Source organism: Thalassotalea agariperforans (assembly GCF_053470345.1).
Map to the genome: position 1 here is coordinate 419256 of NZ_JBQMWH010000003.1, position 24255 is coordinate 443510.

Below are 24255 nucleotides of genomic sequence, written 5' to 3' on the forward strand. Positions count from 1 at the left end.
TGAATTTTATTATGGAGTGTAAATGTTATTTGCTACTAATAGAGCACCGATTAATACCGATAATTTTGAACCTCAAAGTAATATTGCTTTTGACATTCAAAATACACAGGCACATGGGCAAATGTTGTATTGTCTGCGTAATGCCAACAATGCATATCAGCATATAGGTAAAACTGCATTTTTTAACCAGTTAACTGACTATTTATCCAATGGTCATGTTATCTTTTATTTACATGGTTTTAATTGTACTAATGAAAAAGAAATTTTCCCTGATACTATTAAAATGCAAAGCGGCTTTGACGAATTATCTAGTGATCTAGAGGTTAAAGTTGTTCCCCTTATTTGGCCATGTGATGACGATAGTATTTTAGCCTTAGCAGACGATTATTTTGATGATCAACGTGCTGCTGATGCAAGTGAGATTGCTTTTGCGTTATTTATTGAGGACCTTGTCCATTGGCAAAATGCACAACTGAGCGCAGAGGCGAAACAAAAAGTTCATTTTCTTATTCACTCTATGGGAACTCGGGTATTTTATAAAAGCTTAACAAGATATCGCCAAACTATGGGGTTAACTTTAAAGAACTTAGCTAACAATATATTTTTAGTGGCGCCTGATGTTATCAATACGGCATTAGAGCCTGAGTGTGATGCCTCTGATATAGTTTCTGTTGCGGATAATGTTGTGATTTATTATGCAGTTGATGATTTGGCTATGTCGGCAAGTAGACTGGCAAATTCAACTAAAGGCGAATCACAGCAGCGTTTAGGGAAGTTAGGAGCTGCTGATATCACTAAGCTTCCAGAAAATGTGTATCAAGTAAACTGCCAAGATTTTAACAATCGTTTTGAATTGATTATTGGCCATCGTTATTTTATTCGCGATATGTTTAATAATATTAGTCCGGTGATTTATCATATGGTTGATGCTTTAGAGCAAGGTCAGATCACCCCTAATGTTATTGATCATCATTTATATCCAGAGCAGTGATTGATATAAGATATTATCTTAATGATTTTGCATAACGTTATTACTGCTAGTAGAATTCGCCTCAACTTATTTCTGTAGAATTTTATTATGCCTGTCAACTTACCCGAAATTAGCTCGCAAATATTAACACCAATTAAAGGTATTCGCCTTGGTTGGGCACAAGCTCATATAAAAAAAGCAAATCGTAAAGATTTATTAGTTATCGAAATCGCTAAAGGTAGTGCTGTTTCTGGCGTTTTTACGCAAAACCGCTTTTGTGCAGCCCCCGTTACCTTGTGTAAAGCGCATTTAGCGGCAAAAACACCGATCCAAGCGCTAGTGATAAATACGGGTAATGCAAATGCCGGAACTGGCGATATTGGTATGGCAGATGCTGAAAAAACGTGCCAGCAATTAGCAGAAATCATGGCTATTCCACAAAGTGCTATTTTACCTTTTTCTACTGGGGTAATTTTAGAGCATTTACCAATGGATAAATTATTAGCAGGGTTACCCTTGGCCGTGAGTAATTTATCGGCGGATCATTGGGCTGACGCGGCAACAACTATTATGACAACCGATGTTGCCCCTAAGGCTTTTTCTAAAACGATAGAAGCTGCGCAAGGTACTGTTAATATTACCGGTATTTCAAAAGGGGCAGGGATGATCCACCCTAATATGGCAACCATGTTAGGTTATTTAGCAACCGATGCCGATATATCTCAAACCTTGTTAGATGAAGTGACTAAAGAAATTGCCGATGTGTCATTTAACTGTATTTCAGTAGATGGTGATACATCAACAAACGATTCGTTTATTATCATAGCGACAGGCCAAGGTGATAGTGCTGCTATTACCTCTCGAAATGACGAAGGCTTTGCTGATGTTTACCAAGCGTTGGTTGAAGCGGCACAATATTTAGCTAAAGCCATTGTGAGAGATGGGGAAGGGGCAACTAAATTTATTACCGTAAATGTTGATGATGCCTTAACTGTTGATGAAGCTAAAACAATTGGCTTTTCAATTGCTAAAAGTCCGTTAGTGAAAACTGCCATGTTTGCTTCTGATCCTAATTTAGGGCGAGTTTTAGCGGCAATCGGTTATGCTTCGCGAGAATGTGAGTCTCTTCAAGATCTAGATACAAATAATTTATCACTTTATTTTGGTAATGTTTTAGTGGCTGAAAAAGGTGGTCGTGCGGCAAGCTATCAAGAAGAGATGGGACAAGCGATCATGAACGAAGCTGAAATTGAGATCACGGTAAAACTTAACCGTGGTAATGCCAGTACTACGGTATGGACATGTGATTTTAGCTACGATTATGTTCGAATTAATGCCGAATATCGCACCTGATCATTCTTATATTAAATTAGGTTAATTACTTTTTAACCCCGTATTATTCATTTAAAGCCAGATAATCATCAATGATTATCTGGCTTTTTTGTGGCAAATGGTTGAACTAAATTACTGTTTTAAACGTACAAGCATTAAGTACATGTGAAATGGTCGTTAGATGAAATTAATCAACGCAATTGCTTTTAATATTATTTGGTTTGGATGTATTAGCTATGGCGATAATTCTTTGCCTTATGTAGTGTTACTGCTAGCTTTACATTTTTACTTTATTGAACAACCAAAAACAGAACTCTATTTGGTGTTTGTTATTGCACTAGCAGGCATTTTTATTGATAGCTTGCTGACCAGTTTTAATGTGTTAAATTTTGAGTTTTTTAAATCAGAGTCGCAATTCAGGTTACCTTTTCTCAATATTCCTCTATGGTTAATGGCTCTCTGGTTTGCTTTTGCGGCCACGGTTAATCATAGCTTGGCATTTTTAAAACAGTATTTTTGGTTACGTATTTTTACTGGGTTAATCGCGTTTCCTTTAAGTTATTTCGCTGGATATCAGCTTGATGCGGTACAGTTTTCATTTTCAGTGTTAATAACCTTGTGTGTTTTATCATTCACTTGGGTAGTTTTTGTGGCGCTTGTTTTTCCTTATCTCATCACTGCAACATCAAACTCCGTTCATCAGCCAATAAATAAGGTGGAATAATATGTTTAAATTAGGGTTAAGTTCACTGGCGTTAATTTTTATGCTTACTTATCAAAGCGCTTTTTCAGCCGAAGTAAAAAATAATACCGATGAAGTTATCAGTTTTGAGGGCTATTACCAGCTTGGTCATGCTAGGTTTTCAATTTTGTTTTTTGATATTTACCATAGCCGTTTATTTATAAAAAATGAGCGCTTTAATCAAAACAACAAGCCGTATATTTTTGAAATAACTTACCTAAAAGATATCACTAATAAAGACTTAGTCGAAAGAACCATTGAACAATGGCAGCATTTATCAGTAGATAAAATGCGCTATCAGCAGTATATCCCCAAATTGTTAACACTTTGGCCAAATATTACCGCAAGCGATAAATTGGCGTTGCTTGTTCACGATAAAAAAAGTGTGTTTTATTACAATAATCGCTTTCTCGGCGAAATTAGCGATAGTGAATTTGGCGATTTGTTTCTTGATATTTGGTTGTCACCTCAAACCAGCCAGCCAAAATTACGACAACAGCTGTTAGGAATTCAATAAGATGAATGTTTTAATGCGTTACCTTATTTTCGGAAACCTCATATTACTTAGCTTTGTGCTTGTTGCTTGTTCAACCGATCAGAAACAATATGAACACAGCTCACCAAACTTCGATTTAAAAACCTATTTTAATGGTTCCATTACTGCATGGGGGATTTTGAAAAATTATAGTGACAAAGTTACTCGCCGATTTTGTGTTGAGATTATTGGCACTTGGCAAAACAACGAGGGTGTTTTAGCGGAGACTTTTTATTTTGATGACGGTGAGATAAGTTACCGCAATTGGCAATTAACCAAACTGAGTAATGGGCGATATATTGGTACGGCTGAAGATGTGGTTGGGCAAGCAAGTGGACAGGGTGTTGGCTTTAGTTTTCAGTGGCAATATCAATTAAAAATCATGGTTGATGATAGCGAGTACGTATTAACACTTGATGACTGGTTATATCAGCTAGATGAGTATCGTGTTTTTAATCAAACCGAGCTTAAAAAATTTGGCATTGCGGTGGCGCATTTAACAATATTTTTTGATAAGGCTAAACCATTACGGCAATGTGTTAAGCCTGAAGCCTGAAGCCTGAAGCCTGAAGCGTTAACTTTAAGCTAAAATTGCAATTAGCTGAGCGGGTATTTTAACTTGTTGAAGTTTTGTTATTTTTAAAGATATTTTCTAATGCGCTGGTCAGTGTTGGGTATTGAAATTTAAAGCCTGAGTTGAGTAATTTTTCAGGTACTACGTTTTGACCATAAAGCACAAGATCAGCCATTTCTCCTAACAAAAGCTGTAAAACTGTTTTTGGCACGCGACAAACACAAGGGCGGTTTAATATTGTTGCTAATGTTTTTGAAAACTCTTGGTTGGTAACGGGGGATGGCGCGGTTGCATTAATGATCCCGCTCAGCGCTTGGTTGTGTATTAAGGTTGTAATAATGTTGACCATGTCTTGTTTGTGGATCCATGACATATATTGTTCGCCATTACCGATTGGGCCGCCTAAGCCAAGCTTAAATGGTAGCAGCATTTTGGTTAAAGCACCTTGGTGTTTGTCGAGAACAATACCAGTTCTTAAAATACAAACCCGTGTAACGGCTTGGGTGCTTAAGGCAATATTTTCCCAAGTTTGACAAACATCATGGGTAAATTCTTGATAGCTAAGTTCAAAGCTTTCGGTAATTTTAGTTTCTGTTTGGCGACCATAAAACCCAATAGCGCTACCTGAAATAAAACATTGTGGTGGTGTTTCTGCGCTATTAATTTTATCGGCTAGCTGTTGAGTTAATTGCCACCGACTTTGGCAAATTTTATGTTTTTGTTTTGTTGTCCAGCGCTTATCTGCAATGGGTTCGCCAGCTAAATTAATCACCACATCTATGTTATTAAAATCACAAGCGTTTAATGATGAAAATACGGTTACTTGCTTAGGCAAAATAGCTTGAGCTTTTTGTTGATTGCGGGTTAAAGCGAACAGTTGAATTGATGGCGTTAATACAAACGTTTGAATTAAATGACGACCAATTAAGCCTGTGGCACCTGTGATAAAAATATTCATGGCTAGTTCCTCATTATGGTGTTGTTAGCTTAAGTTTAGGATAAACAAGTTGTAATCGTATTAAATCATTTAATAATAAACATATACGAATGTTAGCGATTTAAGATCATTTCACGTTCTTTTATTATTGGTCTGTTAATTGCTTTTTAATGGCAAAGTGTCAATAAATTATCGCGATAAAAGTGATCAATAATGCAGTTAGTTGCCCAATTTAAAAATTTTAATGCTAATAAAAATAAGTACTTATCTGGTATAGGTACGCCATTGTTAGTGATGGCTGCTTTAGGTATGGTTATTCTGCCTATGCCAGCTTTCCTTCTCGATATTCTCTTTTCTTTTAATATCGCGCTTGCTTTAGTCGTGTTATTAATCACGGTTTATACGCTTAAACCACTTGATTTTGGTTCTTTCCCTGCCGTTATTCTTATTGCCACAATTTTAAGGTTAGCCTTAAACGTTGCTAGTACTCGTGTCGTATTATTGGAGGGGCATGAAGGCCCTGCAGCTGCGGGTAAAGTTATTGAAGCTTTTGGCTCAGTGGTGATCGGTGGTAATTATGCTGTCGGTTTAGTGGTGTTTTTGATTTTGATCATCATTAACTTTGTGGTGGTAACCAAAGGTGCTGGCCGTATTTCAGAAGTAACAGCACGCTTTACTTTAGATGCCATGCCGGGCAAACAAATGGCCATTGACGCAGATTTAAATGCCGGTTTTATTACACCAGAGCAAGCGCGTGAACGTCGTATTGAAGTCACCAGTGAAGCTGATTTTTATGGTTCGATGGATGGTGCCAGTAAATTTGTTAAAGGTGATGCAATTGCCGGTATTTTGATTTTATTTATCAATATTATTGGTGGTTTGATCATTGGTATGGTGCAGCATGATTTATCGTTTGATGATGCGGTTGAAATTTATACCTTATTAACTATCGGTGATGGTCTTGTTGCTCAAATACCTGGTTTATTATTATCTGTTGGTACTGCGATTGTTGTTACTCGCCAGAATACCTCTAAAGATATGGGTGATCAGTTAAGTGAGCAATTAGGACAAGAAAAGTCGTTATATATTGCCTCTGGTGTAATGTTTGTTATGGGCATAATCCCAGGTATGCCACATTTAGCCTTTTTAATTTTTGCCGCTTTAACCGGAAGTTTGGCGTATTTTGGTGAGAAATATAAAAAAGCCAAAGTTAAAGAATTAGCTGAGCAAGCAAATATTGAAAAAGTTGAAAACAAACAACAAGAAGAAGAGGTGAAAGATCTTAATTGGGACGATGTTAATCATGTTGATATTATCGGATTAGAAATTGGTTATCGTTTAATTCCGTTAGTAGATAAATCCCAGGGCGGTGAATTATTAAATCGTATTAAAGGGGTGCGTAAAAAGTTATCGCAAGAGTTTGGCTTTTTAGTACCCGCTGTTCATATTCGCGATAATTTAGATTTAGAGCCGAATCATTATCAAATTTCATTAATGGGGGTTACCATTGGTGAAGCTGAAATTCGTCATGATCAAGAATTGGCTATTAACCCAGGTCAAGTATTTGGCAAGCTTGATGGTACACCAACCAAAGATCCTGCTTTTGGTTTAGACGCTGTTTGGATCAATCAAAACCAACGCGATCAAGCACAATCTTTAGGTTATACCGTTGTTGATGCGGCCACTGTCTTAGCAACTCATTTAAGTCAAATTTTAACCAATAATGCCGCGCAATTATTAGGGCATGAAGAAGTACAAAATCTCTTAGATATTTTAGGTAAGAGTTATCCTAAGTTAGTAGAAGGTTTAGTGCCTGATATTTTATCACTTGGCTCAATCGTAAAAGTATTGCAAAACTTGATGAATGAAGGTGTTGCCGTACGTGATATGCGTAGTATTGTTCAAACCCTTGTTGAATATGGTCCTCGTAGCCAAGACCCTGATGTATTAACGGCTGCGGTCCGGATCACTTTACGTAAGTTTATTGTTCAAGACCTAGTTGGTTCTGCCAATGAAATACCTGTCATAACTTTGGCTCCTGAGCTGGAACAAATGTTGCATCAGTCAATGCAAATGGCGGGTGATGATGGCGCAGGCATCGAACCAGGATTAGCAGAACGATTACAGAAGTCTTTAACTGATGGGGCTCAGCAGCAAGAAATGGCTGGCGACTCACCCATATTATTAACTTCGGGTATGTTAAGAACAGTTCTTGCTAAGTTTGTTAAATATACCATTCCTGGTTTACGGGTTATTTCTTATCAAGAAGTGCCTGATGACAAACAAATAAAAATTGTTAGCGCAATTGGTCAGTAAAAATTAAAGCTCATTTATCATTCAAAGTAACGGATAAATGAATACTGAATAAATAAGGGGTTATCAGTGAAAATTAAACGTTTTGTTGCAAAAGATATGCGTAGTGCATTAGAGCAAATAAAGTTTGAACTGGGTGCTGATGCAGTGATCATGTCGAATAAAAAAATACCGGAAGGTGTTGAATTAATGGCAGCGGTTGATAATCATCAAGCAATTGATAACTCACCAAGTACGTTAACAGACACAGTAGCTGATAGAGATGTTGGTCATGATCGAGTAACTTTACGAAGTCATCAACAAGCGAACCGCCAAGAACAGCAACCTGCAAGTGGCGCTAATACCATTACTAGCCATTTGCAAGATAAAATCAACAGTGGTGCTGAGGCGCCTGCAGATAGTTTATCGGCATTATTAAATCGTAAAGTGCAATCACAAGCCGATTTAGCGCAAGCGGCTAAGCAGCAAGTTCAGGCGGCCCACAATAGCCAAGCTGAGTTACCAATAGAAGAACAATTTAAAAACTTCACTCAACGCTTAGAAACCAATCAAATTGAACAAGCGACCAGTGTAAGCAATGAAACTAGCCCTGAAGTTAATATTAATCATCAAGCTCAAACAGCAACAACAGAATCAGCTGAAATTCTTAGAATGCGTGATGAAATGGCGTCTATTCGTCAATTACTTGAACATCAAGTTGCGGGTTTGTTGTGGCAAGATATGGCACAAAAAAATCCAAATCGTGCGGTATTAGTATCACGCTTACAAAACATGGGGATTGCTGAGCAACTAGCAGATCAATTTGCGGGCTATATTTCGGCTAATGCTAGTGATAAAGATGCTTGGCAACAAGTTAATGATATTTTAATTGAGCAGTTAAATACCACCAATAATGATATTATTCGCCACGGTGGTGTCGTTTCCTTAGTAGGCCCAACAGGGGTAGGTAAAACAACGACTATTGCTAAATTAGCCGCACGTTTTGCTCAAACTCATGGTGCGGATAGTGTCGCCTTAATTTCTACTGATACTTATCGTATTGCAGGCTTTGAACAATTAACGACTTATGCACGAATAATTGGCTGCCAAGCAAAACTTGCTAAAGATCATTTAGAATTAGATGATTTAATTCAACATTTTTCGGGTAAAAAGCTAGTATTAATTGATACTGCTGGTATGGGGCAACGTGATATGCGTTTATCACAATATTTATCAGCACTGATTTCAAATGCTAGAGTACGTATTCGTAACTATTTGGTGTTATCGGCTAATACCCAGCAACGTGTTATGCAAGAAAATGTTGAGCGCTTTAAAAAAATTCCACTTGCCGGCTGTATTTTTACTAAACTAGATGAAAGCCTAAGTGTTGGTGAAATAATATCCACATCTATCCAAAATGGCTTACCAATTGGTTATTTAACTGACGGTCAGCGTGTACCAGAAGATATTAAGGTTGCAAATGCTGAAAAGTTAGTTAGGCTTGCAGATAAAATGGCAACAAAATATGCAACAACTCATGCTTCAACATTGAATTCTATGCCAATGTCGTCAACAGCGTGTGCATAAATTGTAATAATAAGAATAAAGAAGTAAATTAATGATCGATCAAGCAAGTGGCTTAAGAAAAATGCAAGGCTTACAAAAAATTAAAGTCATCGCCGTTTCAGGCGGCAAGGGTGGTGTCGGCAAAACTAACGTTTCACTCAACACAGCTATCGCTTTAGGACAAATGGGAAAACGCGTTTTAGTACTAGATGCCGATTTAGGCTTAGCTAACGTGGATGTTATGTTAGGTTTACGCGTGCAACGTAATCTTTCGCATGTTATCTCTGGTGAATCTGAGTTAGACGATATTATTATTGATGGCCCAGCTGGTATAAAGATCATTCCTGCGACCTCAGGCACGCAATCTATGGTGGATTTAACGCCGTCAGAGCATGCCGGTTTAATTCGTGCTTTTAGTGATATGCAAACTCAATTTGATGTTCTTGTCGTTGATACTGCCGCCGGTATTTCAGACATGGTATTAAGTTTTGCACGTGCCGCCCAAGATGTGATGTTAGTGGTGTGTGATGAACCAACCTCAATTACTGACTGTTACGCATTAATGAAGCTACTTAGCCGTGATCATGGTGTGTTTAAATTTAAAGTTGTTGCTAATATGGTTAGAAGCCCAAGAGAAGGGCAGCAACTTTTTGCTAAATTGACGAAAGTTACTGATAGGTTTTTAGATGTCGCTTTAGAGTTAGTCGGCGTTGTACCTTTTGATGAAAATATTCGAAAATCCGTTCGTAAACAACAAGTGATCGTAGAAGCATTTCCCGATTCACCAGCAGCTAAAGCCTTTAAAGCCTTAGCCAAAAATGTCATGGAATGGCCAATCCCGCATCAACCCTCTGGTCATTTAGAATTCTTTATAGAACAGTTACTTGAAAAATAACGTTTAGCGGAGCTCATGTGGTAAAAGCTAATGCATACAATATACAGCAAGACAAAACGGCGTTGCTTGAGCAGCATACCGTTTTAGTTAAACGTATTGCTTACCATTTACTCGCTCGTCTACCTGCCAGTGTTCAAGTTGATGATTTAATTCAAGCCGGTATGATCGGTTTATTAGAAGCTTCCAATAATTTTGATATGAGCAAAGGTGCCAGTTTTGAGACCTTTGCTGGTATTCGTATTCGTGGCTCAATGCTTGATGAAATAAGGCGTGGCGACTGGACTCCGCGTTCGGTTCATAAGAATAGCCGTATGGTTACAGAAGCAATAAAAACCTTAGAAGCAGAATTAGGCCGTGATGTTTCTGATAGTGAAGTTGCTGAAAAACTTGATATTTCGTTAAATGAATACCATCATATTCTTAACGAAGTAAGTACAGGTAAAATAATAGGAATAGATGATCTAGGTGTAAATGAAGATGCTATCCATTTTGATGATGATGCTCAGCATGATGATCCATATCAAAACATTGAACATAGTATTTTCAAAAAAGCCTTAACTGATTGTATTTCTTCTTTACCTGAGCGAGAAGCTTTAGTACTGTCGTTATATTACGATGAAGAATTAAACTTACGGGAAATTGGTCAAGTACTTGATGTCAGTGAATCAAGAGTTAGCCAAATTCATAGCCAAGCGATGCATCGTGTAAAAGCACGTATGCAATCTTGGCAAAATTGAGTAAAATAAATATATTAGTTTTAAATTAAATCGCCGGAGGGTGTCTTGGATAAAAACATGAAAGTGCTTGTTGTTGATGATTTTTCAACTATGAGACGTATAGTAAAGAATTTATTACGTGATTTAGGTTTCACTAACATTCAAGAAGCTGATGACGGTAGTACTGCGTTACCTATGCTGCAGGGTGGTGACTTTGATTTTGTTGTAACTGATTGGAACATGCCTGGAATGCAAGGTATCGACTTATTAAAAGCAATAAGAGCAGATGCAAGTTTATCGCATATTCCTGTTTTAATGGTGACAGCAGAAGCTAAAAAAGAGCAAATTGTTATGGCTGCTCAAGCTGGGGTTAATGGCTATATTGTTAAGCCTTTTACCGCTGCAACGTTAAAAACGAAGCTTGACAAAATCTTTGAACGTTTAGCTTAGTTTTGACTAAGTTAAACGGCTCAATGCATAGGAGTCGATGAATGAGTAGCCATGTCTCTTTAGAGCAGGCGAAGTTGCTAGTTGAATATTTAGAAAACGGTCAGCAAGACAAGGCTGATGAATTAGTTGCTAAAATTCAAAATCCTATCAATACAGTATTGTTTGCTGAAATAGGTAAGTTAACTCGCCAATTACATGACTCGTTGATGAATTTTCAGCTAGATTCACGTCTTAATGATTTGGCGACAGCTGATATTCCTGATGCGAAAGAACGGCTTAATTATGTTATTAGCCGAACAGAAGATGCGGCTAATAAAACCATGGATGCGGTAGAGTCTATTTTCCCCGTTGTCGATAAAATTCAAGAGCAAGTTACTAAGGTTATGCCTCAGTGGCAGTCATTGATGCGAAATGAAATCGATCTCCCTGGTTTTAAAGGTTTGTGCCATGATTTAGATGCATTTATTGTTACTACTAATGCTGAAACAAAGCATATGCATTCATTAATGACGGATGTCTTAATGGCGCAAGACTTTCAAGATTTAACTGGTCAGGTTATTCGTAAAGTTATTGATTTAGTTAGAGAAGTTGAAGATAGCTTGATTAATATGCTAACGGCGTTTGGTATCAGTCAAGGTGATACGCCTGATGGATCTTCAAAAACCAAATCAGCACCAAAAGTGGGTGATAACTTGGTAGAAGGTCCGATAGTAAATAAAGAAGAACGTGATGATGTTGTTGCCGACCAAGATGATGTCGACGATTTACTTTCAAGCTTAGGGTTTTAAGAGGAATGACAGCGTATGTCTTATGAAGCAGATGAAGAAATTCTTCAGGATTTTTTAATCGAAGCTGGTGAAATACTAGAAACTTTATCCGAACAACTCGTGGAATTAGAAAACGATCCTGATAATGCTGAGTTACTCAATGCTATTTTTAGAGGTTTTCACACAGTTAAAGGCGGCGCTGGATTTTTAGCTTTAAATAACTTAGTTGACGTTTGTCATGGCGCAGAGAATATCTTTGATATTTTAAGAACTAACCAGCGTTCAGTTACCGCTGAATTAATGGATGTGATTTTACAAGCGCTTGATACTATCAATGAAATGTTTGCTCTAGTACAAAATAGAGAAGAAACTGAACCGGCTGATCCTGCGCTATTAAATGAATTACACCGTTTAAGTGTGCCAGAATCTCAAGATGCAGCTGCTGAACCAGAACCTGAAGTTGTTGCTGAACCTGCTATCACGGCGTCACCAGAAGAGCCTACTTCTAATTCGGCAAGTTCAGATGAAATGACCGATGATGAGTTCGAAGCCCTATTAGATGAATTACATGGCCCGGGCTCTCCTAAAGCTGCAGCGCCAGTAGTTAATACTCCTGAATCAAACGATATTTCTGACGATGAATTTGAATCTTTATTAGATGAACTTCATGGTCAAGGCGCATTTTCTTCTAATGTTAGCCAAAGTTCATCGCCATCGTCAGTGAGTAATTCAGACGAAATTAATGATGAAGAATTTGAAGCATTATTAGATGAAATTCATGGTAAAGGTAAATCACCTGTAGCTTCCAATACACCTAGTGTGCCAGCTACACCTGAAGTTCCTAAGCCAACACCTGCAGCTAAACCAGCTCCTGCTCCAGTGGCTAAACCTCAACCAGCAGCTAAAAAAGCGCCAGCACCAGCTGCCGCAGCGAAAGATAAAAAAGCAGCTGCACCGGCTAGTCAACAAGGTGAAACCACGGTTCGAGTTGATACCAAACGATTAGATCAAATCATGAATATGGTTGGTGAGCTTGTTCTTGTTAGAAATCGTTTAACAAGTTTAGGTCTGACAAAAGAAGATGAAGATCTAACTAAAGCTGTGTCAAATTTAGATGCGGTAACCACGGACTTGCAAGGTGCGGTAATGAAAACCCGCATGCAACCGATTAAAAAAGTTTTTGGCCGATTTCCTCGTGTTGTAAGAGATTTAGCGCGCAGTTTAAACAAAGAAATTCGTTTAGTACTGGTTGGTGAAGATACCGATCTTGATAAAAATTTAGTAGAAGCTTTAGCTGATCCGCTTGTGCATTTAGTACGAAACTCGGTGGATCATGGTATTGAAGAACCTAGTGTTCGTGAACAAAATCATAAACCGCGTGAAGGTACAGTTACACTTTCGGCATCACAAGAAGGTGATCATATATTGTTGACCATCAAAGATGATGGTGCGGGGATGAACCCTGATAAATTGAAAGAAATTGCGATTGAACGTGGCGTTCTTGATGAAGAAGCTGCTGCTAGAATGTCAGATAAAGAAGCGTATAGCTTAATTTTTGCGCCGGGTTTTTCTACTAAGACTGAAATTTCTGAAGTATCAGGTCGTGGTGTGGGAATGGATGTTGTTAAAACAAAAATTACCCAGCTTAATGGTACTGTTAATATCGACTCAGAAATGGGCCGAGGTACCATATTAGAAATCAAAGTACCGTTAACGTTAGCTATTTTACCTACCTTGATGGTAGTTGTTGGCAAACAAAGTTTTGCTTTACCGTTAGCTGGTGTGAATGAAATTTTTCATCTAGATTTAACCAATACCAATACGGTTGATGGTCAATTAACCATTGTCGTACGCGATAAAGCTATACCATTATTCTTCTTAGATGAATGGTTGGTTCGTGATTATAAAGAGAAGCCAAGAGATAAAGGTCATGTCGTTATTGTACAACTAGGTTCACAGCAAATTGCTTTTGTTGTTGATAGTTTAGTTGGTCAAGAGGAGGTTGTGATTAAACCATTAGATCGTTTACTTCATGGCACACCGGGTATGGCTGGAGCAACAATTACTAGTGATGGTGGTATTGCTTTGATTTTAGATGTGCCTAATATGCTGAAATATTACGCCAAAAAATCGTCAGTTAATAAAAAATTAAGATCGTAATTTTAAAGAGAGCATAATGGCTTATAAAGTACTTGTAGTTGATGACTCAAGTTTTTTCAGACGCCGCTTATCCGATATATTAAGTAAAGAAGCAGACATCAATGTAATTGATGTTGCTGTGGATGGTAAGGATGCCGTTGCCAAGGCTATTGCTTTAAAACCTGATGTGATCACCATGGATATTGAAATGCCATTATTAAATGGCATTGAAGCGGTTAAACAAATAATGGCAAAAGCGCCGACCTCCATTTTAATGTTTTCTTCATTAACACATAAGGGCGCAAAAGCAACATTAGAAGCGCTTGAAGCTGGCGCATTAGACTTTTTACCGAAAAAATTTAATGAAATAGCGGCGAATAGTGAAGATGCTGGTTCTCTGTTAAGAGAGCGAGTGCTTGAGTTAGCAAGAAAAAAAGGGCGACTCAGAAGCCGAATTCCCACAACTCGTCCTGTAAGTAGTTTTACTGCAAGTCAATCTAGTTTACGCTCAAGAACTCCGGAGGCTTTTCCTACACCTGCGACGAAAAGAGTTAATCAAAACAAAAGCTATAAGTTATTGGCCATTGGTACTTCAACCGGAGGCCCTGTTGCATTACAAACAGTGTTAACAAAAATTCCGGCGAATTTTCCTTTGCCTATTTTATTAATTCAGCATATGCCGGCCGCGTTTACGCCAGCATTTGCCGCCCGTTTAGACAGTTTATGCCAGATTAAGGTTAAAGAAGCTGCTAGTGGTGATATCTTAAAACCAGGTTGTGCTTATTTAGCGCCTGGTGGCCAACAAATGATTATTGATGGCACAGAATCTGCTGCAAAAATAAAGGTGCTGGAAGATAATTCTCCTAGAATTACTTATAAACCCAGTGTTGATATTAGCTTTGGCTCAGCTGCAAAAGTATTTCAAGGTGACGTATTAGCTTTGATTTTGACTGGTATGGGCTCAGATGGAAGAGAGGGCTCTCGTATGTTGAAAAGTAAAGGCGCTACTATTTGGGCGCAAGATGAAGAATCTTGTGTGGTGTACGGTATGCCGCAAGCGGTAACCGTTGCCGGTTTAACCGATTTATCATTACCTTTAGCTGAAATATCTGACAATATCATAAAGGAAGTGACTAATGGATAAGCTCAGTATTGCTGGGCTTCTTATTGCAATTCTTGCTATTTATCTTGGTTTTTCACTTGATGGTGGAGCAATAAGTGGTTTATTAGAATTACCAGCATTTATCATTGTTTTTGGTGGAACCTTAGGCGCGGTGATGTTGCAATCATCGAGCAGCCAATTTATTCATGCTGTTTTACTTTTAAAATGGATTGTTTTTCCACCCAAATACGATATTAATAAAGGCATTGACGATATTTTAATGTGGTCAGAAAGATCACGAGAAGCGGGTTATTTATCGTTAGAAAGTTTTGCCCTTGATACTGAAGATGAATTTGTTCGCAAAGGTTTAAATTTTATTGTTGATGGTGTCGAAGTTGAGCAATTTAAAGAAGCCTTAGAGCTTGATATTGATTTACAACAAGAGCATAACTTGCGATCTGCCAATATTTTTGAAGCAATGGGTGGCTATAGCCCAACTATTGGTATTTTAGGTGCGGTTTTAGGTTTAATTCACGCTATGTCAAACTTAAGTAATCCTGATATGTTAGGAGAAGGCATCGCCACGGCTTTTGTTGCAACTATTTATGGTGTTGGGTTTGCGAATTTGGTTTATTTACCGATAGCGAATAAGTTAAAAGGTCTTGTTCATTACGAAACCGTTTATCGAGAAATGATTTCCGCAGGGCTTGTTGCTGTAGCTAATTCTGAAAACCCACATGCTATCGAAAATAAATTGTCTTCTTTTAGGCTAATGCAATGTCTCGATTAAGAAAACATCGTCATACAATTGAGCAGGATAATGTTCATCGTTGGTTAGTTTCCTATGCTGATTATATGACTTTGTTATTCGCTTTATTTGTTGTTTTGTATGCTATGGCGATAGTGAATGACAAGCCGTTTGAAACGGTAACTGAATCGCTTGGCCGAGTGTTTCAATCGTCAGAAACAAAAACTAAAAATAAAGGTGAAGGCGACGATATTTTACCGGTTAATTCAACTAAAACGAATAAACGATTATATGGTGATGGTATTCTTGAAGTTGATGGTCCAGAGCTTGTTGATGGTAAAAAACAGTTGTCGAATATTGAACAGAGTAATGTTGGCACTAATTTGGAATCATTAGAAGAAAAATTACATACTGCATTATACGAGTTAGTTGAGTCAGGTTATGCCCAACTTCAAATTGATGGCGATTGGCTAGAAATTGAATTAAACAGTGGTTTGTTATTTCCTAGTGGTTCTGCGTCACCTACAAATTCAGCACGGTCTATTTTAGCCGTAATTTACGATGTTATTGGTGAGGTCAGTAACTTTATTCGTGTAAGAGGCTATACTGATAATCAACCGATAAATAATGAAATATTTTCATCTAATTGGGAGCTTTCAGTTTATCGAGCAACGGCTATATTAAGAGTTTTGGAAGAGCAAAATTTGGATCCTGCCCGCATGGCAATTGAAGGATACGGACAATTTTATCCTAATGCTGATAATAGTACGGCAGCAGGGCGGGCACAGAATCGTCGAGTGGTTATTGCGATCTCGAAATATGGCCTTGCTCATTCTAATCTGATAAATACGCCGACCATCAGCGTGAAAGATGTTGAAGCTATTAAACAAGTTGTTGATTCTTCGGGCGAACCTAATAAAATTAGAATTATACAGCTTGAAAATGGTGGTATACGTATTACCACTCGTGATGATGAGTTAGAAAACTCACAGTAATAGGACAGCCCTTTGGTAGTTTGGACAGTAGCAAATCAAAAAGGCGGTGTAGGTAAAACTACATCGACCATTTCATTAGGTGGCTTGTTAGCTGAACAAGGCTATCGTGTTTTATTAGTGGATACCGATCCCCATGCCTCATTAAGTTATTATTTTGGCATTGAATCAGAAGATTTAGAACTAAGTGTTTATGACTTATTTGTTCAGGTTTCAACCAAAGAACAAATTTTACAAAGTTTGTGTCCAACTAAATATGCCAATATTGATATTTTACCTGCTACAATGGGGTTAGCCACGTTAGACCGATCGCTTGGTGCTAAAGGTGGTATGGGGTTAGTCCTTAAAAAAGCTATCGCAAAATTATCTGATGATTATGATTTTGTGCTGATGGACTGTCCGCCGGTTTTAGGGGTTTTGATGGTTAATGCTTTAGCGGCATCGGATCGGATCATTGTACCGGTACAAACTGAGTTTTTAGCACTTAAAGGCTTAGATCGTATGATGAAAACCATGGAAATGATGCAAAGCGAGCAAGAAAAGCCTTTTGCTTACACCATAGTGCCAACCATGTTTGATAAACGAACCAAAGCCTCTTTACTTGCTTACCATAAAATGAAAGAAATTTATGGCGATACTGTTTGGACAGGCGTTATACCAATTGATACTAACTTTAGAAACGCGAGTAGTGCGCAAAAAGTGCCGTCAGATTATGCACCTTCAGCAAGGGGGGTGTATGCTTATAAAAGCTTACTGACACATTTGATCGAAAAACAGGCTGTGGAGGGCTAAATGGCAAAAACGTTAGCCGCAAGTAATAAAGTAATGAAAAATTATCTGTCTGAATTGATGACAGATGATGAGCCTGTCAATGAAAAAACATTTGATACGCCAGTACATGAGCAAAAATTAGAAAAGTTATTAAGTACGGTTAATGAACCCAAAGTTGCTGTTACTACGGCTAAATCTGAACAAAAATTAAAAATACCCGCTAAAGTTAAAACAACAGAAGTAAAACCGGAAGTTACAACAAAAGTTGCCATTGATACGCCATTAGCCACGAAAAAAAGCCAAGGTGGTATTCAACTTCAACCGGAAAAAGCTTTTTCTCGTTCTAGTTTTCAAGCGATGTTTTTTGATGTTGCCGGCTTAACGGTTGCAGTACCATTAGTTGAACTTGGTGGTATTCACAATATTGGTGACACGACCCACTTAATGGGTAAGCCCGACTGGTTTAAAGGGGTAATGATAAACCGTGATGAAAAAATCAATGTTGTAGACACCGCTTTGTGGGTTATGCCTGAAAAATGTGACGAAACATTAAAAAATTCGCTAAACTATCAATATATTATCATGTTAAGTGATAGCCAATGGGGCTTAACAGCAGAGCATTTAGTTGATACTGTTACTTTACATGAAGATGAAGTTAAATGGCTTGATTCGCCAAGTAAAAGACCTTGGTTAGCGGGCTTGGTTAAAGAACGGATGTGTGCTTTACTTGATGTAGAGTCGCTTATACAGTTACTGAATGACGGTGAAAATATTCATCAGCGGTAATGTGAATAATTTAGCTGTATATTAATAAGAATATAAATACGAAATTTTTTGAGGATAAGTCGTATGTCTGATGAAAGACGCAATGTTAATGATACTGTAGATAATGATGAAGTGCTTCAATGGGTAACGTTTAAGCTTGATAGCGAAACCTACGGTATAAACGTAATGCAAGTACAGGAAGTTTTACGGTATTCGGAAATAGCACCAGTTCCTGGCGCACCGGCTTATGTCTTAGGGATTATTAATTTACGTGGTAATGTTGTTACTGTTATTGATACTCGCTCTCGCTTTGGTTTAGTTTCTGCTGAAATTACTGATAATACCCGCGTTGTGATCATTGAATCAGAAAAGCAAGTTATTGGTATTTTGGTGGATAGTGTTGCAGAAGTGGTCTATCTGAAAAAATCAGATATTGATCTCGCACCAAATGTTGGAAATGACGAAAGCGCTAAATTCATTCAAGGTGTTTCAAACCGCGATGGTGAGTTACTAATTTTGGTTGATTTAAATAAATTACTCACTGATGATGAGTGGGATGAATTAAAACAATTTTAATTCTTAACGTTATTTAAGCCTGTGCAAGCAGGCTTTTTTGTGTCGAATAAAATATGCCTAGTATTGTTGTTGCTTTATTAATTGTTGTTTTACTGGTTTTCGCAATTACCGTGTTATATATCATACGTTTATCAAAAAAAATAAATGTATTAGAAGAACAATCTGCTAATTTAACCTTAGTACTTGATAACCAACAAATGAACGATGTGCAGCAACACGAGTTATTAGCCAGCATTCAAGAAACGTTACAAGCACCGATTCTTGAAAATGAACAAGTTACTAAGCAATTAACGGTTCGCACTAAACATATACAAGAAAAGCTGGCTGAATTAGAAACGGAGTTAGAAAAGCTCAAGCACGAGCAACCAGAAGATAAGTTATATCGCAGAGCATTAAAAATGGTTGAGTTAGGTGCCGACATTGAAGAAATCATTGCTGAATGCGATATTCCGCGAGCAGAAGCTGAGCTATTATTTTCGATTCATCTAAAAGAATAAAATTAAGCGGTTAATTCATTGTAAATTAATGCCTACCTCATTAGAATTGTCTTTTTAATCATCCTTTCACGGATCATTTATCACGCTCCCTTCTAGTTACAAGGAATTTGTCGGTGTTTATAAATAAACGTCCCCTCAATACTGTTGTGTCAGTATTTTTTATTATTACTACGGCTTTAGTTAGTGGTTGTTCATCAACCTCTGCACCATCAGCACAGAAAGATCCACTTGAACCTATCAATCGGGCATCGTGGCGCTTTACATGGGATTATGCTGATAAATACGTTGCTAAGCCTGCCTCACAGGCTTATGTTGAATATGTCTCAGCAGATTTACGTTCCGGCGTTTATAACATGGCGCTTAATTTAAATGAACCGGCAACAATTATTAACCACTTATTACAGGCTAAATTTAGTGATGCCGCTAAAAGTGCCGGACGGTTCACATTAAATTCAACAATTGGTTTGTTAGGTTTTTTTGATCCAGCTAGTGACTTTGGCTGGGAGCGCAAAGAAGAAGAGTTTGGTGAGGTACTCGGTGTTTATGGCGTTAGCGACGGGCCTTATTTAGTTGTGCCTGCGATGGGGCCAAGCTCGGTGAGGGAAGAAGTTGGTGATTATGTCGACAGTTACTATTGGCCTTTAGCCGCCATTGATTTTTGGCCGAATGTTGTAAGATTAACCGTACTTGCCTTGGAAACACGTGCTGAGTTAAGTGAAAATGAAAGTTTAGTCAATGAAGCGATTGATGATTATATCTTTGTTAAAAATGCCTATTTTCAAAATATGAATTACAAAGTTTACGATGGCAAACCACCGATCGTCGTTGATCAAGCAGCAGAAGATGATCTAGATGCTTATTTAGAAGAGTTACAATAAACGAGTAATCGTTATGAAGATAAGCGGTATTGTTGCTTAACGACAATACCGCTTTTTTTATGCCTATATATTCAGCTTATGTATTTTGATTTGAAGTAAATTGTTTAATGGCATTAGGTAAGTGTGCGCGTAAAAAATATAACGAAATCGGGCGCATTAAAACAAAATAGCCAACTAAAACAAAAATTAGGGGGATAAACAGTAACCAAGTGTCTAATCTAGCGATCATGATAAATGGTGGTATCAAAATAAATAATTTAATTAAATTGAGAATAAGTTTTTGCGGTGTAACAAGCTTATTACTGGCGATTGCTAATATTTGTTGGCGTTCTTTCACTGAATATTGTTGTAGTTCAGGAAGGTTATTGGATGAAAAAATAATAGCCATAATACTCATTGGTTAATAACTGTGGCCTGATCTTACCTAAATTGTTCTGTTAAATTAAGCTTTAATCCGTACTTAACTTCGTTATCCCTCCAATAATCGTCATTAATTTCGTTAGTATGTGAAAAAATGGATAAACGTGTATCGAAATTCGTGCCTATTTGGTAGAATTGCCGCGTTTTTTTATTAGACATTATTCGACAGGTAAATATCATATGAAAGTCATTGAAGGTTCTTTCGTTGCTTCAGGCAAAAAATTCGTTATCGTTGTATCTCGTTTTAATAGCTTTATTGTTGAAAGCTTATTAGAAGGTGCAATTGATGCATTAAAACGTCACGGTAACGTTGCTGATGACGACATTACGGTTGTTCGTGTTCCTGGTGCTTATGAATTACCTGTAGCGGCTAAAAAAATAGCGGCTAAAGGTGAATACGATGCCATTATTGCTATCGGTGCTGTGATCAGAGGTGGTACACCTCATTTTGATTTTGTTGCCGGTGAATGTAACAAAGGCCTAGCGCAAGTTTCAATGGAATTTACAACACCAGTAGCATTTGGTGTGATCACAACCGATTCTATCGAACAAGCGATTGAAAGAGCGGGTACTAAAGCAGGTAATAAAGGCGCAGAAGCGGCATTAAGTGCTTTAGAAATGGTTAACGTATTAGACCAATTGTAATTTTCGGAGATTGAAGTTGAAACCATCTGCAAGAAGAAAGGCGCGTGAATTAGCGGTTCAGGCTATCTATTCATGGCAAATTAGTCAGAACTCTGTTTCTGATATTGAGCTGCATTTTTTAACTGAAAATGCTAAACGTCGTTTTGATATTCCTTATTTTCAAACGTTATTGCAGGGGGTTACAGCCTCAGTCAGTGAATTAGATTTAGCCATTTCACCACATGTTGAACGTCCTATTGAAGAGATTGATCATGTTGAAAAGGCTATTTTACGTTTAGCGGTTTTTGAATTAAGTAATAACGAAGAAGTACCATATAAAGTTGTTATTAATGAAGCTATTGAATTAGCCAAAGAATTTGCGGCTGATGATAGCCATAAATTTGTCAATGGTGTACTCGATAAAGCCGTAAAATTAATACGTTCTTAATGATTAATAGCGAATATAATGAAAGAATTTGATGTAATAAAGCGATACTTTAGTGAGCAAATTACTAAACGCAAGGATGTGTTGTTAGGGATCGGGGATGATTGCGCTATATTAAAAGTTAATGGCTCTCAGAATATCGCTGTTACCACTGACACCTTAGTTTCAGGTGTGCATTTTCCAGAAGATACTTCGGCAAAAGCTATCGGCCATAAATCAATCGCAGTCAGCTTGTCTGACTTAGCTGCGATGGGTGCTGAGCCTGCATGGGTGTCATTAGCCTTAACTATGCCAAGTGTGGATGAGGCTTGGATAAAAGACTTTTGTGACGGTGTTTTTGAACTCTGTGAATATACTAATGTTCAACTTATTGGTGGCGATACTACGCAAGGACCATTAAGCATTACTGTAACAGCACAGGGCTTTGTACCAGATAATAAATATATTACACGCAGTGGTGCTAAGCCAGGTGACTGGATTTATGTATCTGCTGATATTGGTGATCCCGGTTTAGCCTTAATGCATTTGCAGAATAAAATCAGCTTAAAGCCAGAGTATGTAGAAAAGGTTCAGCGTAAACTTGAATACCCTAAGCCTAGAATTCTACTAGGGCAGGCGTTAAGAGACTATGCTTCTTCGGCTATAGATGTTTCTGATGGCTTACTGGCAGACTTAAACCACATATGTCGAGAGTCAAATGTGGGGGCCAATATTATTCTTGACCATATTCCACTATCCGATGAACTTAAAGAGAGTTTAGGTGATATGGCGATAGAGTTTGCTATTAATGCCGGTGATGATTATGAGCTGATTTTTACGGTTTCTGAAACCAATAAAGTGGCAATGGAAACCGCCGTTGGCCAAACCAGTAATAAAATTACCTGTATTGGTCAAATCAATCACACCAATAAATTGACCACCACAATTAACGAAACTCCCGTTAAAATTAATACAAAAGGATTTGAGCACTTTTAAGTGTTCAAGGTGCTCTCTTGCAAAAATCATTTAATTTAAAAAGTCCGGTACAATTTTTAGCGTTAGGCTTTGGTAGCGGCTTAGCGCCTAAAGCACCTGGAACTTTTGGCACATTAGCTGCCTTACCTTGTTATTTATTATGTAGTTATTTACCTGATCTTTATTTAGGTATTTTGATTATCCTGATGTCGGTTATTGGTGTTTATCTTTGTGGAAAAACAGCTGAAGCCGTTGGTGTTGATGATCATCCAGCGATTGTTTGGGATGAATTTGTTGGTTTGTTTATCACTTTATATTTAACCGAGCTTACTTGGTTAACCTTACTTGTTGGTTTTTTGTTATTTCGCTTTTTTGATATTTTGAAGCCTTGGCCGATTTCGGTCGCTGATAAAAAACTACATGGGGGTTTTGGTATTATGTTAGATGATATTCTAGCCGGTATCGCTGCCTTTGTGTGTATGCAGTTTATTTTCTAGGTTAGAATAATTGATAGCTTGATAAGATTAGATAAAAAAAATGCCGTTGAATATTTCAACGGCATTTTTGTTTGATCACTGATTATTTACGACATATATTCTGGACCAAAACCCATAGTCCAAAGAATAGCGGTAGCGGCCATAATAGTTACTAATAAAACTAAACCACAAGTAACTACGGAACTTGCATAAATAAAGCCTTTTTCTTCAGGTATGTTCATCATTATAGGCACGCCGGAATAAAGTAAATAAACGCTATAACAAATAGCAGCAAGGCCGGCTAAAACGAAAAACCATAAAACTGGATATAGTGCAGCAATACCAACCATTAATAAAGGTGTGGCGGTATAAGCGGCTAATTCTAAAGATTGCGTATAATCTGGTGTCGAATCAAAGGTTTTTGCCATCCAATGAATAAGATATGCTAGCGCTAAAACGCCGAGAATTAGGGCGAAATACATGCCGATTGACATGATCGCTGCGCTGCTTTGCGTTAACTTTATGGGATCACCAGCGCCAATAGACCAACCAATATGCGCAGAAGCATAGTAGGCACTGATTGACGGAATTAACCCTACGGTAAGAATATGCACCATACTGTAGAAAAAGCTTTCATGGCGTTTTTCAATGGTTTGCCATTCTTCTCTTGGATGAGCGTATAAGCCCCAAATGTGATTTAAAATCATAATAACTTCCTCTCGCTATCCCCAATTTAAAATTAGCAGAATTTCAGCTAATTTCATTTTTTATTCGGTATTATTTTTTACCGATATCTTATTTATGTAAGATATAATTGCTTACGTCAAGCATTGTTTAAAAAATAAACGTCATAATGTGGTAATGAGAGAGAAGGAGTTCTTACCTAGGGTCTGTTGATCTTTGTTTATATTTTCAGCAATAGGCTATTTTAAGTGATAGCAAAGCAGAATGAACGTTGTTTGGTTATTCCAAATGAGTGAAATTCTAATGCAGCTAGCGCAGAAAATAGCCATTGCCCTGTGGGCTGAGGCTAAAATCGCTTTACTCGGCGTTAAAAATTATTGGTTTAGATGACTAAACGACATAATTTCA

The 24255-nt window shown here is 37.7% G+C and carries 28 protein-coding genes; 25 read left to right on the forward strand and 3 right to left on the reverse strand.

Going from position 1 to position 24255, the window contains the following annotated elements; genetic code table 11:
* Nucleotides 1-22: 22 nt before the first annotated feature.
* From ACSLUO_RS07120 to ACSLUO_RS07140, 5 genes are all read left to right on the forward strand, one after another.
* Nucleotides 23-991 carry an alpha/beta hydrolase gene (locus tag ACSLUO_RS07120; RefSeq protein ID WP_448247463.1) on the forward strand — a complete coding sequence of 323 codons (969 nt, stop codon included), beginning with the start codon at nucleotides 23-25 and terminating at the stop codon, nucleotides 989-991.
* Nucleotides 992-1078: 87 nt separating this feature from the next.
* Nucleotides 1079-2323 carry a bifunctional glutamate N-acetyltransferase/amino-acid acetyltransferase ArgJ gene (gene argJ, locus ACSLUO_RS07125; protein ID WP_448247465.1) on the forward strand — a complete coding sequence of 415 codons (1245 nt, stop codon included), beginning with the start codon at nucleotides 1079-1081 and terminating at the stop codon, nucleotides 2321-2323.
* Nucleotides 2324-2483: 160 nt separating this feature from the next.
* Nucleotides 2484-3026, forward strand: a complete 543-nt coding sequence (locus tag ACSLUO_RS07130) for a DUF2878 domain-containing protein (protein ID WP_448247467.1) — start codon at nucleotides 2484-2486, stop codon at nucleotides 3024-3026.
* A gap of 1 nt (nucleotide 3027) precedes the next feature.
* Entirely contained in the window at nucleotides 3028-3561 is a 534-nt protein-coding gene (locus ACSLUO_RS07135; RefSeq protein ID WP_448247469.1) for a chalcone isomerase family protein, read from the forward strand.
* 1 nt (nucleotide 3562) lies between these two features.
* A complete protein-coding gene (locus ACSLUO_RS07140; RefSeq protein WP_448247470.1) occupies nucleotides 3563-4135 on the forward strand; it encodes a DUF3833 domain-containing protein in 573 nt (190 codons plus the stop codon).
* A 58-nt stretch (nucleotides 4136-4193) separates the two neighbouring features.
* Here the strand turns inward: ACSLUO_RS07140 and ACSLUO_RS07145 are convergent, their stop codons facing one another.
* On the reverse strand, nucleotides 4194-5111 hold the full coding sequence (locus ACSLUO_RS07145) for a TIGR01777 family oxidoreductase (RefSeq protein WP_448247472.1): 918 nt from the start codon (nucleotides 5109-5111) through the stop codon (nucleotides 4194-4196).
* Between the two features lie 192 nt (nucleotides 5112-5303).
* Here ACSLUO_RS07145 and flhA point away from each other — a divergent pair, with 192 nt between their 5' ends.
* The 15 genes from flhA to ACSLUO_RS07220 all read left to right on the forward strand — a co-directional run bounded on the left by flhA (nucleotide 5304) and on the right by ACSLUO_RS07220 (nucleotide 20244).
* Nucleotides 5304-7406, forward strand: a complete 2103-nt coding sequence (gene flhA / locus ACSLUO_RS07150) for a flagellar biosynthesis protein FlhA (protein ID WP_448247473.1) — start codon at nucleotides 5304-5306, stop codon at nucleotides 7404-7406.
* A gap of 66 nt (nucleotides 7407-7472) precedes the next feature.
* The gene (gene flhF, locus ACSLUO_RS07155) at nucleotides 7473-8969 is read left to right on the forward strand and encodes a flagellar biosynthesis GTPase FlhF (RefSeq protein ID WP_448247475.1); all 1497 of its coding nucleotides are present in this window, start codon (nucleotides 7473-7475) and stop codon (nucleotides 8967-8969) included.
* A 31-nt stretch (nucleotides 8970-9000) separates the two neighbouring features.
* Entirely contained in the window at nucleotides 9001-9843 is an 843-nt protein-coding gene (locus ACSLUO_RS07160; RefSeq protein WP_448247477.1) for a MinD/ParA family protein, read from the forward strand.
* Between the two features lie 17 nt (nucleotides 9844-9860).
* Complete coding sequence (locus ACSLUO_RS07165; RefSeq protein WP_448247479.1) at nucleotides 9861-10580, forward strand: RNA polymerase sigma factor FliA; 720 nt, start codon at nucleotides 9861-9863, stop codon at nucleotides 10578-10580.
* A gap of 45 nt (nucleotides 10581-10625) precedes the next feature.
* Nucleotides 10626-11009 (forward strand): chemotaxis response regulator CheY, encoded by a 384-nt coding sequence (gene cheY, locus ACSLUO_RS07170; RefSeq protein ID WP_448247480.1) that lies wholly within the window; start codon nucleotides 10626-10628, stop codon nucleotides 11007-11009.
* A 41-nt stretch (nucleotides 11010-11050) separates the two neighbouring features.
* The gene (locus tag ACSLUO_RS07175; RefSeq protein ID WP_448247482.1) at nucleotides 11051-11797 is read left to right on the forward strand and encodes a protein phosphatase CheZ; all 747 of its coding nucleotides are present in this window, start codon (nucleotides 11051-11053) and stop codon (nucleotides 11795-11797) included.
* 15 nt (nucleotides 11798-11812) lie between these two features.
* Nucleotides 11813-13936, forward strand: coding sequence for a chemotaxis protein CheA (locus tag ACSLUO_RS07180; protein ID WP_448247484.1), 2124 nt, complete (start codon nucleotides 11813-11815; stop codon nucleotides 13934-13936).
* A gap of 16 nt (nucleotides 13937-13952) precedes the next feature.
* Nucleotides 13953-15059, forward strand: a complete 1107-nt coding sequence (gene cheB / locus ACSLUO_RS07185; RefSeq protein WP_448247486.1) for a protein-glutamate methylesterase/protein-glutamine glutaminase — start codon at nucleotides 13953-13955, stop codon at nucleotides 15057-15059.
* Complete coding sequence (locus ACSLUO_RS07190; RefSeq protein ID WP_448247488.1) at nucleotides 15052-15807, forward strand: flagellar motor protein; 756 nt, start codon at nucleotides 15052-15054, stop codon at nucleotides 15805-15807. The genes cheB and ACSLUO_RS07190 overlap by 8 nt, the downstream gene beginning before the upstream one ends.
* The gene (locus ACSLUO_RS07195) at nucleotides 15795-16760 is read left to right on the forward strand and encodes a flagellar motor protein MotB (protein ID WP_448247489.1); all 966 of its coding nucleotides are present in this window, start codon (nucleotides 15795-15797) and stop codon (nucleotides 16758-16760) included. Before ACSLUO_RS07190 ends, ACSLUO_RS07195 begins: the two co-directional genes overlap by 13 nt.
* Before the next feature lie 12 nt (nucleotides 16761-16772).
* Nucleotides 16773-17549, forward strand: coding sequence for a ParA family protein (locus ACSLUO_RS07200; RefSeq protein WP_448247491.1), 777 nt, complete (start codon nucleotides 16773-16775; stop codon nucleotides 17547-17549).
* The gene (locus tag ACSLUO_RS07205; RefSeq protein ID WP_448247493.1) at nucleotides 17550-18314 is read left to right on the forward strand and encodes a chemotaxis protein CheW; all 765 of its coding nucleotides are present in this window, start codon (nucleotides 17550-17552) and stop codon (nucleotides 18312-18314) included.
* A 63-nt stretch (nucleotides 18315-18377) separates the two neighbouring features.
* Complete coding sequence (locus ACSLUO_RS07210; RefSeq protein ID WP_448247495.1) at nucleotides 18378-18869, forward strand: chemotaxis protein CheW; 492 nt, start codon at nucleotides 18378-18380, stop codon at nucleotides 18867-18869.
* 53 nt (nucleotides 18870-18922) lie between these two features.
* Complete coding sequence (locus tag ACSLUO_RS07215) at nucleotides 18923-19366, forward strand: DUF2802 domain-containing protein (RefSeq protein ID WP_448247497.1); 444 nt, start codon at nucleotides 18923-18925, stop codon at nucleotides 19364-19366.
* 113 nt (nucleotides 19367-19479) lie between these two features.
* Nucleotides 19480-20244, forward strand: a complete 765-nt coding sequence (locus ACSLUO_RS07220; RefSeq protein ID WP_448247499.1) for an MlaA family lipoprotein — start codon at nucleotides 19480-19482, stop codon at nucleotides 20242-20244.
* A 76-nt stretch (nucleotides 20245-20320) separates the two neighbouring features.
* On the opposite strand, the gene ACSLUO_RS07225 is transcribed toward ACSLUO_RS07220, so the two are convergent.
* Nucleotides 20321-20632 carry a DUF6170 family protein gene (locus ACSLUO_RS07225; protein WP_448247501.1) on the reverse strand — a complete coding sequence of 104 codons (312 nt, stop codon included), beginning with the start codon at nucleotides 20630-20632 and terminating at the stop codon, nucleotides 20321-20323.
* Between the two features lie 212 nt (nucleotides 20633-20844).
* Here ACSLUO_RS07225 and ribH point away from each other — a divergent pair, with 212 nt between their 5' ends.
* Genes ribH through ACSLUO_RS07245 form a run of 4 tightly spaced genes read left to right on the forward strand, consistent with a single transcriptional unit; the run spans nucleotide 20845 to nucleotide 23184 of the window.
* A complete protein-coding gene (gene ribH, locus ACSLUO_RS07230) occupies nucleotides 20845-21309 on the forward strand; it encodes a 6,7-dimethyl-8-ribityllumazine synthase (RefSeq protein ID WP_448247502.1) in 465 nt (154 codons plus the stop codon).
* Between the two features lie 16 nt (nucleotides 21310-21325).
* Entirely contained in the window at nucleotides 21326-21736 is a 411-nt protein-coding gene (gene nusB / locus ACSLUO_RS07235; RefSeq protein WP_448247503.1) for a transcription antitermination factor NusB, read from the forward strand.
* 18 nt (nucleotides 21737-21754) lie between these two features.
* On the forward strand, nucleotides 21755-22708 hold the full coding sequence (gene thiL / locus ACSLUO_RS07240) for a thiamine-phosphate kinase (protein WP_448247504.1): 954 nt from the start codon (nucleotides 21755-21757) through the stop codon (nucleotides 22706-22708).
* Nucleotides 22709-22725: 17 nt separating this feature from the next.
* Nucleotides 22726-23184, forward strand: coding sequence for a phosphatidylglycerophosphatase A family protein (locus tag ACSLUO_RS07245; RefSeq protein WP_448247505.1), 459 nt, complete (start codon nucleotides 22726-22728; stop codon nucleotides 23182-23184).
* A gap of 86 nt (nucleotides 23185-23270) precedes the next feature.
* On the opposite strand, the gene ACSLUO_RS07250 is transcribed toward ACSLUO_RS07245, so the two are convergent.
* Nucleotides 23271-23870: a Yip1 family protein gene (locus tag ACSLUO_RS07250; RefSeq protein ID WP_448247506.1), complete on the reverse strand. Its 600-nt coding sequence runs from the start codon at nucleotides 23868-23870 to the stop codon at nucleotides 23271-23273.
* A 241-nt stretch (nucleotides 23871-24111) separates the two neighbouring features.
* Here ACSLUO_RS07250 and ACSLUO_RS07255 point away from each other — a divergent pair, with 241 nt between their 5' ends.
* Nucleotides 24112-24237 (forward strand): hypothetical protein, encoded by a 126-nt coding sequence (locus ACSLUO_RS07255; RefSeq protein WP_448247508.1) that lies wholly within the window; start codon nucleotides 24112-24114, stop codon nucleotides 24235-24237.
* Nucleotides 24238-24255 lie beyond the last annotated feature (18 nt).